8 protein-coding genes are annotated in these 13849 nt (G+C 51.8%); 7 read left to right on the top strand and 1 reads right to left on the bottom strand.

Annotated features, from left to right (window positions below; genetic code table 11):
• Positions 1-149 precede the first annotated feature (149 nt).
• Positions 150-764, bottom strand: coding sequence for a Crp/Fnr family transcriptional regulator (locus NW211_RS01190; protein WP_258326641.1), 615 nt, complete (start codon positions 762-764; stop codon positions 150-152).
• Between the two features lie 304 nt (positions 765-1068).
• Here NW211_RS01190 and NW211_RS01185 point away from each other — a divergent pair, with 304 nt between their 5' ends.
• From NW211_RS01185 to NW211_RS01155, 7 genes are all read left to right on the top strand, one after another.
• A complete protein-coding gene (locus NW211_RS01185) occupies positions 1069-1665 on the top strand; it encodes a MarC family protein (RefSeq protein WP_258326640.1) in 597 nt (198 codons plus the stop codon).
• Between the two features lie 254 nt (positions 1666-1919).
• On the top strand, positions 1920-7064 hold the full coding sequence (locus NW211_RS01180) for a hypothetical protein (RefSeq protein WP_258326639.1): 5145 nt from the start codon (positions 1920-1922) through the stop codon (positions 7062-7064).
• A gap of 275 nt (positions 7065-7339) precedes the next feature.
• Positions 7340-9286: a glycogen debranching enzyme N-terminal domain-containing protein gene (locus NW211_RS01175; RefSeq protein WP_087408264.1), complete on the top strand. Its 1947-nt coding sequence runs from the start codon at positions 7340-7342 to the stop codon at positions 9284-9286.
• An 18-nt stretch (positions 9287-9304) separates the two neighbouring features.
• Positions 9305-10573 (top strand): glycosyltransferase family 4 protein, encoded by a 1269-nt coding sequence (locus tag NW211_RS01170; RefSeq protein WP_087408263.1) that lies wholly within the window; start codon positions 9305-9307, stop codon positions 10571-10573.
• Positions 10574-10593: 20 nt separating this feature from the next.
• Entirely contained in the window at positions 10594-11967 is a 1374-nt protein-coding gene (locus tag NW211_RS01165) for a glycoside hydrolase family 57 protein (protein WP_258326638.1), read from the top strand.
• 170 nt (positions 11968-12137) lie between these two features.
• On the top strand, positions 12138-13007 hold the full coding sequence (locus NW211_RS01160) for a nucleoside phosphorylase (RefSeq protein WP_258326637.1): 870 nt from the start codon (positions 12138-12140) through the stop codon (positions 13005-13007).
• Positions 13008-13229: 222 nt separating this feature from the next.
• Positions 13230-13832, top strand: a complete 603-nt coding sequence (locus NW211_RS01155) for a hypothetical protein (protein ID WP_258326636.1) — start codon at positions 13230-13232, stop codon at positions 13830-13832.
• Positions 13833-13849 lie beyond the last annotated feature (17 nt).

Genomic DNA, 13849 nt, shown 5'->3' with positions numbered 1-13849 from the left:
TCTCGTTTTTGTGTGGAAGAGGGTAGAAAAAAGAGAGAGAACCGTGTCGTGGTGGCTGAGCGCGGTTCTCTCTCTTATGATTTTATACGGACACTCATGGTGCGAGGTGACCATTTGGGTACCTCGTTCGATGAGGTGGAATGTTTGGGTTAGAAGTCCTCTTTATCGGTCGAGTCGAGCAACAGGTCTTTCAATCGGGAGCGGTCGAGGATGACAATCTCTTTGGCCGTGTAGTCGATGATGCCGCTCTCTTTCAGACTGTCGAGTGTCGAAAGGAATACCGACCGCTGTACCCCGAAGAAGGCATAGAGGTCTTTTTGCTTGCAGATGATGTGGATGTCGCTCGATTTTTGTTGCGTAAGGCTCAGCACCCAGAATGCCAACCGTTCTTTCAAGTCGTTCGACGAGAGGGCGGTGAAGCTTTCGAGAGCCTTTTGCGAGCGTCGCGACAGAATGTTGAGCAGGTTGATGAGGAATATAGGTTCTTCTTGCAACATTTGTACGACCGAACTCTTCTCGATTTGCATGATTCCTACGGTGCCTTCGGCATACAGGTTGGCCGGGAAATAGGTATCGCGGCCGAACAGATGTTCGGGAGCTATGACATTAGGCGCCTGTATTTTTTCGGTAATTTTCATCTTCTCGTTTTGCGTAATCAGTTCCGACCTGATTTCGCCCGAAATGAGAAATTTCAGATGATTACATTCTTCACCACTTGTGACGATTTTCTCGCCATTGGGATATTTGAGGAAATGGAATTTCATTTTCTCGATCAACTCCGATATTTTATTCCGGCTTACTCCTTGGAAAATAGGGAGTTGTAATAAAACATCATACATGCTGTCCATATAGTGTCTCAATTAGGATTCTCAAAACTAACAAATTTTTTTCACTATGTTTCGTTTGAAATGCTAAAACATCTTCTTTGTTTAGAAAGTATTGATTTCTTTTTTTTTCATTAACTTTGCGGCGGCCACGAAGGTCTGTTCGGAGTGATACCGACGGGTGTATAGCCCTTTGCACAGCCGGTTTTGAATTGTTGTCACACACGCCTAAACTATATGGAATATGGATATACTGTCGTTTAAATTTCAGGATTTCCTGAGTGCTTTTATTATTTTGTTTGCGGTAATCGATATTACGGGTCTTACCCCGATTATTATCGACATGAAGCAAAAGGGTCATAACATTGTGGCGTGGAAGGCTGCCGTCTATTCGCTCATTACCTTCCTGGCCTTCCTCTTCATGGGAAACATGATTCTCGAGTTGTTCCAGGTCGACATCTCGTCGTTTGCCATCGCCGGAGCTCTGGTCATTTTCGTGATGGCTATCGAGATGCTGTTGGGTATTGAAATTTTCAGAAACGACGGGCCCGAGGGTGCCGCCTCGATTGTACCCATCGTATTCCCGCTCATTGCCGGAGCCGGTTCGTTCACCACGCTGCTCTCGCTGCGGGCACTCTATGGCCTGGGCAGTATATTGGCGGCTTTGGTGCTCAACATCATTGTCATCTACATCGTGATACGCAACGTGCACATCTTGGAACGAGTGCTGGGCAAGACCGGTGTATATGTGCTGCGCAAGTTCTTCGGTATCATTCTGCTGGCCCTCTCGGTGCGCATGTTCTTGCAGAATCTGGCCGTAGCGCTCGAGTCGTTCTCGTAGTAGTAACTTTTTTATAGCGATATATCGTCGAGGCGGAGTACCCGATTGGGGTGCTCCGCCTCGCTGCTGTTATATAAATTGTTGACTCTGTGGGTCGGTATGTAAAAAAAAGAAAGGAAAAACAGCTCGAGTATTATATTTTTTATTTTCTTTGCATTTATAAACGATGGGCTGAAATCAAAAGGAGGACTCTGGGACTGCTTATTTACTTCGCTATATTTTGGAGACAGGGACAAACTTTAATCGAAATATATATGAAAAGAATTCTTACATTATTGGTATTGAGTTGCTTGGCTGTGGGAATCGTAGGGGCTACCGAACAGCCGTTGAAGCGGCTCTCGCCCGTACAGCTGGCTCAGATGCGGCTGAAGGGTTTGAACGAGGCTTCTGCTCCGAACCGTTCGCAGGCCCTCCCCGGACAGAAGTCTGTACAGGCAAAGTTGTCGAAGGGAGAGTCGGTTATGTCGCTCTCCGGCAAGCGACTCTCGAAGGTGACGATTCCGTCGTGGTCGGTTCCCGTTCAGGTTACAGGGCGCGACTGGTCTCGGCTGCAGTCCAGTCGGGAGCAGGTTATGGCCCGGCGGCAACAGGCCCAGACTACGACCTGGATCGATGAGGGAAACTACGATATATCGTGGTTCGATGGTTCGGTCAGACTGTATCGGCTGACCACTCCCGAGCAGTTGGCCGGTTTGGCCTATAGGCTCTCTTCGGGTTATTCTTTTGGGAATGTAACCATACGATTGGAGGCCGATTTGGATATGTCGGCCCACGAGTGGATACCGATTGGCACCTCTCAAATCTCGTTTAGAGGTACATTCGACGGTGGCGGGCATACGATTTCGGGCCTGCATGTGACCGGTCAGGAGTATGCCGGACTCTTCGGGTATGTGCGAGGGGGCGAGATACGCAATGTGATGTTGGCCTCCGATTGTCAGATAAGTGGCAATACCGCCGGTTCCATAATTGGTTCGATAGACGACGAGGGAGTGATAGAGAATTGCTACTCCGAAGCTACTGTTTCGGGCCATACGGTAGGCGGACTGGTCGGGGCCTGCAATGGTACGCGGGTTCGCCTGTGTGTATTCAATGGCCGGGTTTCGAAGTTCCTCCCCGAGAAATGGTCGGGTAATTATCTTGGATATGCACCCAGTGGATCCGACAGCTCGGTTTCGCAAGGCTTTCAGATAGGATTTGTACCGCGTACCGATTATCCCGACAGCCTGGATATTTCGTTTGCCGGGGTACAAGCTTTGTCGTATCAGTTTGGTGGAAAGGTCGGGAGCGATGGCCTGCTGCACATTCCATTGGGCCAATATGTAGGCTCGAGCGATACCTGGCAGCTCTATTTGTGTGCTTTGGATGGAAATACGGCCTTTGTCGAGGGTGAATTTTTGGGAACGCTCTCCGACGATAGAAGGACGGTGACCTTGACCACATCGCAGGGTAATACGTTTGCTGTTTTGATGACCGAAGACGGAGAGTCTTTATATCTTTGTGAAAGTTTGTTGATGCCCCTTTCGGCCCGGTTACTGAGCGATGACGTGAGTGGAGCGCTTGTCGGTAGCGGCGGATATGACTGGGCGTATTGCTACTACTCCGAAAACAGTGTAACCAATGCCAATCAGGTAGTGGGTACGGCACTTACCGATGAGGAGATGCAATCGTCGCAGTTGGTCGACGACCTGAATGAGTATGTGCGTGAGGTGGCTCCGACACAAGCCGAGAAGAGTATGAACATGTGGACATCGGGGGCTTCAGGCCCTGCCTTGAGTACCGAGGTGTGCCCCACCTCCTCGTGGTGGGACGAGGGTAATTACGATACCTCGTGGTACGACAATACGAAAACCGAGTTTACCCTCTCGACTCCGGCACAGTTGGCGGGCTTGTCCTATTTGGTCTATCACATAGGCCTTGCGAATGGTGTAACGGTTCGTTTGGGAGCCGATATAGACTTGTCGGCCTATCGGTGGATACCGATTGGCAATAAAACCCAGGATGGGGCTCGCTCTTTCGTGGGACTGTTCGACGGCTGTGGCCATACCATCTCGGGAATGCGGGTCGACGGCGCTGCTTATGCCGGGTTGTTTGGATATGCTGAGGGTGCCGATATCTGTAACCTTATGCTCTCCTCTACGTGTATGGTATCGGGCTTGACGGCCGGTTCGATAGCGGGCTTGATAAGCACAGGTTCGATTACGAATTGTCGCTCCGATGCTACGGTATATGGCAATACGGCCGGCGGTTTGGCAGGCAACTGCATGAATGCCATGCTGTTGTCGTCGATATTTAATGGCCGGGTAGCCGCACAAGGTGCCGACAGTGAATGGGTGGGCACGTATCACGCCTCGGCTTTGTCGCCTTTCCAGGGAGAAGAGGATCTTGAAATTCCGTTAGACGTGACGATTTCGCCTTCGATTGATTCGGCCGATGAATATATTTTGTCGTTATATTCTACTCGTGCCGAGATGAGCTATTCGATGACCGGAAGTCTGGAAAGTGATGGAAAGCTGCATATTCCCCTGGGACAGATGGTAGGAATGTATTCCAACCGCTATTCGTTGACCTTGGAAAATGAGACGGGTGCAAGTGGTGAATTTGTGGTAACGCTTTCGACGGATGGGAATGCAATTACTTTCACGGACGAAAATTTAGTGATACTCATCTCTGCTTATGAAAATGGAGAATCTGTGGGGTATCTGGATGGGTGGCGATTGCCGATTACTGCCGACAGAGTGGCTGAGGCTCCCCGGTTTGGCGGTTTAGCCGGTACTTTTGAAAACGAATTTGTAGAACATGGCTACTACCGGGCCGGTTGCTTGCCCGAGGGAGTGAGCGATAACGAGTATGCCCTCTCGCAAGGGGAGTTGCTCTCCCAGGCTCAGGTGGCCACGATGAACGAGGCTGCCATGACCATTTTGGAGAAAGACCCGTGGGTCGAATCGTTGTCGCAGTGGCGCCAGGGTGCAAATGGCCCCGAGTTGAGTACCGAGCAACAGAAGGCTACCGGCTGGTGGATCTCGGAAGGGAACTACGACATCTCGTGGTACGACGAGTCGCAAACCGAGTTTACCCTCTCGACCCCGGCACAGTTGGCCGGCCTCTCTTATCTGGCCTATCACTCTTATGATTTCACGGGTAAAACGGTGAAGCTGGCCAACGATATAGACCTGAGCGGCCACCGTTGGGTGCCTATCGGTTGCAATTACCGAATCTTCCGGGGTAACATCGATGGCAATGGCCATGCGATTCATCACATGGATGTGGATGTAGAGTCTTATTCCAGCGGTCGAGTAGGAAGTGCGGTACTGGTTGGATTTATAGGGTATACTTTTGGCGAAGTCAGGAATATTACCTTGGCCGATGACTGCTCGGTGCGCGTGAAGATAGTCGCTGCGTTGCAGGGAATGGTAAGTGCGGTCTCCGGTGTATTTGACGGAGTAAGTATGAATAACTGTCACAGCCAGGCCTCGATAGAGGTAAACCATGTGGGTTATACCGAGTCGTTCGTAGGAGGACTGGTGGGATTCGACATATCCTACAACCCCATCTACAACTCGTCGAGCAGTGGCCGTATCGTTGCCGTGTCTGATCATGCAACTATCTGGGTATCTGGTTTGGCAGGTGTAAATGCCCGTATCATAAATTGTTTCCATGTAGGCGACATATCGGGAACCGGACCCGATGTGCATGTGGGTGGAATTTGTGCTTCCTATTCCAATCAGACGAATGTATATCATGCAGGCAAATTATCGGCCACGGGTGTAGAGGTGGATGGCAATCCGGCCACCGTAGAGATTTCGCCTCTGGGTAACCCGACAGAGTTCGCTTTGGAAAACGGGTACTACGATGTGACGTGCATGGCCGATACGACCGGCTTGAATATCAAAGGTGTGGCCATGCAACCCGACGAAATGAAGCGTGCCGAATTTGCCGAATTGCTTACCGCCAATGCTACGGCCATTATGGATAGCGATCCCTATTCGCCCACTCTTTCCGCCTGGAGAATCCAGGCCGGTGAGAATAACGGCTATCCCGTATTGGGTGGGAATATCGAGGTAGGTGGCTGGTGGACCTCGGAAGGTAACTACGATGCTTCGTGGTACGACGAGTCGCAAGCCGAGTTCACCCTCTCGACCCCGGCCCAGTTGGCCGGTTTGTCCTACCTGGTCAAGACAGGTACTACCTTCGAAGGGAAGACGGTGACACTGGCCGGCAATATCGATTTGGACGGTCTCAAGTGGGAACCGATAGGTTCGGTAACCGATGCCTTTAGTGGTACCTTTGACGGTGGCGGTTACGAGATTCACAATCTGCACAGCGAGGTAATTTCGGCCTATACCGCCGTTGCGGGACTCTTCGGGCAGATTGCGCAAGCTCACATCTCCCACGTGGTGCTGGCCGACGACTGTACCGTAAAGAGTTCGACCTATGGCGGTGGTATTGCCGCGTATGCCTACAACTCGACGATTGTCTCGTGCATCAACCGGGCTTCGGTCGAACTCGAGGCTCCCTATGGCTATGTGGGTGGCATTGTGGGTTATGCGACTGGTTCGGTCGTTGACCAGTGTGAAAACAGGGGCCCGGTAGCAGGCCAGGTACAGATAACGGGCAATTACTCGGTCTATATAGCCTACACGGGGGGTATAGGAGGATATTTGGACAGTTCGACGATTCTGAATTGTGCCAATAGCGCTGATGTAACAGTCGAGGGTTCAACGCACGACTACTCTTCAGCCGGAGGTATTCTGGGTTATTCCAGTCAAGAATCGAGTGTAGTAAACTGTTACAATACCGGGCGAATATCTGCTGATGAGTTGGCGTACGTGGGTGGTATATCGGGTCACTGGATTATAGCGGTTCGGGTAGCCAACTGTTACAATGTGGGTGCTGTGTCGACGACGGGTGGAATCGTTGCCCCGATTGCTCCACAGGGTACCAATGTAGAGAATAGTTACTATGAGTCGGGTTGCGTGGTTGCCGGCGATTATCTGGGCAGTACATTGGGTTCCGACGAAATGAAGACCCGCACGTTTGCCGCCGGCTTGAACAACTGGACCCGCACATATAACGCGGCCGATCCAGAGCATAAGGCCTTCTACTGGATGGTCGATGCCGCACAAAACGAGGGCTATCCCGTGCTGACCGAGGAGGACCCCGGCTATTCGGCAATCGAGTCGACGATGTCGGCCCAGGTACGCATCTATCCTACGGTAGTAGACCATCAGCTCTATGTGAGCGGGGCCGAGCAGACAATCTATCTCTACGATTTGTCGGGCCACACGGTCTCGATTGTCGAGCCTGCCGAAGGATTGACCGTCGTAGAGATGTCGCAGTTGACTCAGGGGCTCTACCTGGTGCGCTGTGGCGATCGGGTAGAACGAATCATCAAGCGATAAATCAGAAAAGGTTCCGGTTTCGGCCGGAACCTTTTTGATTTTATAATCGTTCTAATGCGTTGATATATTGTTGTTTGTGGAGGTATGTTGAAGAACATGCCTTTTTCGCCGATAAAATGTTTGCATTTTATTTCGGTTTATGTTAAATTCGAAACAAATATGAATGGCGCATTTCGGAATCTTTGGAATAGGGCAAGGGATCGGATGATTTGCAATAGACCGAAGAGTCTGAAAAAATTATGAAAAAGACACAAGTAAGAGAAATTAATTGAGATATGAGTTATCTGAAATTTGACAAGAACCTGATGATAAACCTCGAGTGGTCGCTGCCCAAGGAGATGCTGCGTACCAACAAGTCGGGCGCGTATCATTGTACGACTATCGTCGATTGCAACACCCGCAAGCAACACGGGTTGTTGGTAATTCCTATCCCCGAGCTGGATAAGGACAATCACGTGATGTTGTCGTCGCTGGACGAGACAGTGATTCAGCACGGCGCTGCGTTTAACTTGGGTTTGCACAAGTACAAGGGCGACTGTTTCAGCCCGAACGGACACAAGTACATTCGAGAGTTTAATTGCGAGTCGGTGCCCCAGACGATGTATCGGGTGGGCGGTGTGATTCTGACGAAAGAAAAAGTGTTTATCTCGCACGAGAACCGTATCCTTATCAAGTATACGCTCGTCGATGCTCACTCCCCGACGATTCTGCAATTCCGTCCGTTTCTTGCCTTCCGCAATGCCAACGATCTGTGTGTGGAAAACTATGCGCTCGACCAGCGTTACGAAGAGGCGGCCAACGGCATAAGCTGCTGTCTGTACCAGGGCTATCCCCGGTTGTACATGCAGTTCAACAAGGCCCCCAAGTTTGTATTTGACCCCCATTGGTACAAGGGCATCGAGTATATCAAAGACCAGGAGCGAGGCTATCCCTATCAGGAGGACCTCTATGTGCCGGGCTACTTCGAGATACCTATCAAGAAGGGCGAAAGCATCATCTTCTCGGCGGGAACCGTCGAGGCCAAACCCCGCTCGTTGGCTCACACTTACGAAGTAGAGTTGGCCAATCGCCACATGTGCCGCTCGAGTTTCTACAACTGCCTGAAAAACTCGGCTCAGCAGTTCTACTTCAAGCAGAAGAAGGGGCACTATCTGTTGGCCGGTTATCCCTGGTTCAGGGTACGGGCCCGCGACCAGTTTATTGCCCTGCCGGGGTGTACGCTGGCCATTGGCGACGACCAGACGTTTGAAGACGTGATGGCTTCGGCCGAGAAGGCCCTGCGCCACTTTATGACTACCGGCGAACTCGACGAAAACATCGGCGAACTCGACCTGCCCGATATTCCGCTGTGGGCTACCTGGACTATCTATCAGTATGCCAAGGAGAAGGGTATGGAGACTTGTCGCGAGAAGTATGGCCGTTTCCTGTGCGATATTCTCGACTACATTGTCAAAGGCAAGCATCCCAACCTTTTCCTGCACGACAACGGGCTGCTCTACTCCAATGGCAAAGACCGGGTGATCTCGTGGATGAATGCCGTGGTCGACGGTCGCCCCGTGAACCCGCGTAGCGGTTATTTGGTAGAGTTCAATGCGTTGTGGTACAATGCTTTGAAGTTTGCCGCCGCCCTTTTTGCCGAAGATATGGAATTGGCTTCGAGGGTAGAACAGTGGAATGCCATTGCCGATAAGGCGGGCGAGACGTTTGTAGCTACCTTCCTGAACGATTATGGTTACCTGATCGACTATGTCGACGGCTCGATGTCAGACTGGAGTGTACGGCCCAACATGCTCATAGCATTGGGGCTCGACTACTCGCCGCTCGACAAGCGTCAGCGCAAGCGGGCTCTCGAGGTGGTTACGCGCGAGTTGCTTACCCCCAAGGGTATCCGCACGCTCAGCCCCAAGAGCTACGGCTATAACCCCACCTATGTAGGTTCGCAGACCGAGCGGGAGTATGCCTATCACCAGGGGCCCGCACGTCCGTGGCTGATGGGCGCCTATGCCGAGGCCTATCTGAAGGTGTTCGGCATCAGTGGTGTCTCGTTCCTGGAGCGGATGCTCATCGGGTTTGAAGACGAGATGTCGCAAACCTGTATCGGGTCCATCTCCGAGCTGTTCGACGGCAACCCGCCCTTCGCCGGTCGTGGAGCCATCAGCTATGCCGCCAACGTCGGTGAAATATTGAGAGTGTTGAAATTATTGAAGAAGTATAACATGTAAAGCCTAATTCCTATATCTATGAAAGCGCTAATGTTTGGTTGGGAATTTCCCCCTCATATTCTGGGAGGTTTGGGCACGGCCAGTTATGGCCTGACCAAAGGCATGGCCGAGTGTGGCGATATTGAAATCACCTTTGTCATACCTAAACCCTACGGAGATGAGGATAAAACTTTTGCTCATATAATCGGGGCCGCCAATACCCCTGTCGCCTGGCGCGATGTAAGTTGGGATTACGTGCAGCAACGCTACGGCTACTGCATGGACCCGCAGGAGTATTTCGACCTTCGCAGTCATATCTATGCAGATTTCAATTATCTGAAGACCAATGACCTGGGTTGTATCGAGTTTTCGGGGCGCTATCCCGACAACCTCATGGAAGAGATCAACAACTATTCTATCGTAGCCGGTGTGATTGCCCGCACCGAGCAGTTCGACATCATTCACTCGCACGACTGGCTCACCTATCCGGCCGGCATTCATGCCAAGCAGGTGAGCGGCAAGCCGTTGGTGATTCATGTGCATGCGACCGACTTCGACCGCAGCCGGGGTAATGTGAACCCTACGGTCTACAACATCGAGCGCGACGGTATGTTGCATGCCGACCACATCATCACGGTGAGCAACCTCACGCGCCAGACGGTTATCGACAAGTATCACATCGACCCGGCCAAGGTGACTACGGTACATAATGCCGTGGAGCCGTTGAGCGACGAAATCAAGTCGATAGAGGTGCCGCACAATCCGAAGGAAAAGGTGGTTACCTTCCTGGGCCGCATCACCATGCAGAAAGGACCCGAATACTTTGTCGAGGCGGCTGCCCGGGTATTGCGCAAGACCAACAACGTGCGGTTTGTAATGGCTGGTAGCGGCGACATGATGAACAAGATGATTATGTTGTCGGCACAACGCAACATATCGGACCGCTTCCACTTCACCGGATTCTTGCGGGGACGTCAGGTCTACGAGATGTTGAAGGCCAGCGACGTGTATGTGATGCCGTCGGTATCGGAGCCGTTCGGTATCTCGCCGCTCGAGGCCATGCAGGTGGGCGTGCCTTCGATCATTTCGAAACAGTCGGGCTGTGCCGAGATTTTGACCAATGTCATCAAAATCGACTATTGGGACATCGACGCTATGGCCGACGCTATCTATTCGATCATCACCTATCCCGCCATCTATAAACAGTTGCGCGAAGAGGGCGAGCGTGAAGTAAACGAGATTAAGTGGAAGTATGCCGGCCAGAAGGTACTCGACATCTACCACAATGTGCTGCGCAATTATAAATAAATGAAAAAACACAACCTTATATGAAAACAATTTGTTTCTATTTTCAAATTCATCAACCGTTTCGATTGAAACGCTATCGTTTCTTTGACATAGGTAACGACCACTACTACTACGACGACTTTGCCAACGACGATATTATCACCCGCATTGCTCAACGGTCGTATCTGCCGGCCAATGCCACGCTGCTCGAGATGATCAAGAATGCCAACGGCAAGTTCAAGGTGGCTTTCTCGATATCGGGTGTAGCTCTCGAGCAACTCGAGATTTATGTGCCCGAGTTTATCGACAGCATGAAAGAGTTGGTCAAGACCGATTGCGTGGAGATTCTCTCGGAGACATACGCCCACTCGCTTGCTTCGTTGGCCGACCCCGAGGAGTTCAAGATTCAGGTAAAGCACCACGACGAGAAAATCGAGCAGCTCTTCGGCGTGAAACCCAAGGTGTTCCGCAATACCGAGCTCATCTTCTCCGACGACATCGCCTCGATGATTGCCTCGATGGGCTTCAAGGGTGTTATCACCGAGGGGGCCAAGCACATCCTGGGTTGGAAGAGTCCCAACTACCTTTACTGCTCGGCTGCGGCTCCCAAACTGAAAATGTTGCTGAAGAACTACAAGATGAGCGACGACATTTCGTTCCGCTTCTCCAACTACGAGTGGAGTGACTATCCTCTCACTGCCGACAAGTTTATCTCGTGGATCAAGAATACCCCGGCCGAGGAGCCTATCGTCAACCTCTTTATGAACTACGAGACGCTGGGCGAGTTGCAACCGCGCGAGTCGGGCATCTTCGAGTTTATGAAGGCTTTGCCTCGCTTTGCCGAGCAAGAGGGCATAGGTTTCTGCACGCCTACCGAAGCCATCAGCAAACTCAAACCGGTCGACGCACTGTCGGTTCCCTATCCCATGTCGTGGGCCGACGAGGCTCGCGATACCAGTGCCTGGTTGGGTAACACGTTGCAAAACGAAGCCTTCAAGAAACTCTATTCGGTAGCCGAGCGGGTGCGCCTGTGCGACGACCGCCGCCTGAAACAAGACTGGAACTATCTGCAGGCCAGCGACCACTTCTACTACATGTGCACGAAGTATCTCTCCGACGGTGCCGTGCACAGCCATTACAGCCCCTACGACAGTCCTTACGAGGCATTCACCAACTACATGAATGTGTTGAGCGACTTTATCGTACGCGTCGAGGCCCAGTATCCCGAGTCGATTGAAAACGAGGAGTTGAACGCCTTGTTGACAACCATCAAGAACCAGGCTGCCGAGATTGAGATGTTGCAGAAAGAGTTGAAGTCGGCACGCACCGAGCGCCACTCCAAACGAGCCGAGGCCAAGAAGGAGAAAGAGGCTAAGGCCGAGACTCCCAAGAAGACTGCCGAGAAGCAAGAGTGATGGGGGTGGTGCCGCCGAGGTTCTCTCCTCGGAGTACAACGGACATCTGCCAGGGCGAATCAGAGCCTTTTAGACAAAATTAGAGGAAACAATTTCGCCGATTCACTCACAATCCGTATATTCGTACCACGCCGTCCCCAATCGGGCGGCGTGGTAAAATTTTTAGCAATATGAAACATTTCCCAGAGTCTGAATTTATTATCAATGCCGATGGCAGTGCGTTCCATCTGCATTTGCTCCCCGAGCAGTTGAGAGACAAGGTAATCCTGGTCGGTGACCCCGGTCGGGTCAATCTGGTCGCTTCGTTTTTCGACACCCGCGATTTCGAGGTTTCGAGCCGGGAGTTTCATACCATAGGCGGTACCTATAAGGGGAAACCGCTGATGTGCCTCTCGCACGGCATCGGTACCGACAATATCGACATCGTGGTCAACGAACTCGATGCCCTGGCCAATATCGACTTTACGACGCGTTACGAAAAGCCCCAGTTCCGCCAGTTGACCCTTGTGCGGGTGGGAACCTCGGGCGGGTTGCAACCCCATGTGCCCATCGGTACGCCGGTCATTGCCGAGAAGTCTATCGGCTTCGACGGTGTGCTCAACTTCTACGCCCGTCGCAACGAGGTGTGCGACCTCGAGTTTGAGAAGGCCTTTTGCGAGTCGGTCAAGTGGAATCCGCTGTGGGCCGCTCCCTATGTAGTCGACAGCGACCCCGAGCTGGTGGCCCGTATCGGGGGTGACGACATGGTGCGTGGCGTGACCATATCGGCCAACGGTTTCTATGGGCCGCAGGGCCGTGAGTTGCGTCTGCCTCTGGCCGACCCCGAGCTGAACAGGAAAATCGAGGCCTTCAAGTATGGCCGCTACGTGGTGACCAACTACGAGATGGAGAGTTCGGCTCTGGCCGGATTGTCGAAGTTGATGGGGCACAAGGCCATGACCGTGTGCAGCATCATCGCCAACCGGGTGGCTCACCATGCCAACCCCAACTACAAGACGGCCGTCTCGGATCTTATCCAGACCGTTCTGGAACGCATATAGACCCTTTCCCGGGATAAAAGAAAGGCAGGGCCGCGGCTGTATTCGACAGCCGCGGCCCTGTGGCTTAATAGGAGGGCGCAAGAGGGGGCGGGTGAGGGCGAGGCGAGAAAAAATGTCCATTCATCAATCTTGAACTTGTAAAAAAGTGTTATCTTTGAGGCGTAGAAACTGAATATACGTAAATACAGGACTGAATAGATAAACTCTTATCGTATAATAGCAATGAAAATATTAAGGAATCTGACAGGTATCTTGTTGTGCCTGAGTGTGCTGCTTTCTTTTACATCGTGCGGCGAATTGATGGAGGAACTTTTTGGAGATGGAGAGGAGGACTCCATTCAGTGTAATTTCTCGACGGCTCTCGCCGGGAAGTGGAGGGTCGTAGCTGCCGGGGATATTGAAAATGTACCGGAAGAGATGGCTCATGTGAGAGAAGGGGGTGAAGTGCCCTGTTCGCTCGAGTGGATCGAATTTTCCAACGGTCAGGCTCATTTTCACTTTTCACAGCCGGTAACCCTCGATTACCTCGTCTTTGGCGGGAGTGAGAGACCCTCGACAACCATGACCGATTATACTTGTACGTGTGAACTCGACGGGAGTGGTTTCCATAATTTCGTCTTCGGGTTCAGATACGACAGCGATCGGGACAGCTATGTCGAGACCTATACCGAGTATGATATGGGCGATACCGGAGAGATATTCTACTCGTCGGTGCGTCAGTGGGCCTATGGCAAGGACGAGAACTATGCCACCACGCTTGTGCTCTATGGCACCAATGCCGAGTGTGTCGACTTTGGCTATGAGATGAAGCGTTACGACGACTGATTGTACAAGCTATGAGT

This window comes from Barnesiella sp. ET7, assembly GCF_024733785.1.
GTDB lineage: Bacteria > Bacteroidota > Bacteroidia > Bacteroidales > Barnesiellaceae > Barnesiella > Barnesiella merdigallinarum.
Note: the sequence above shows the minus strand (reverse complement) of the source record. Positions and strands in the feature narration are given on the sequence as shown.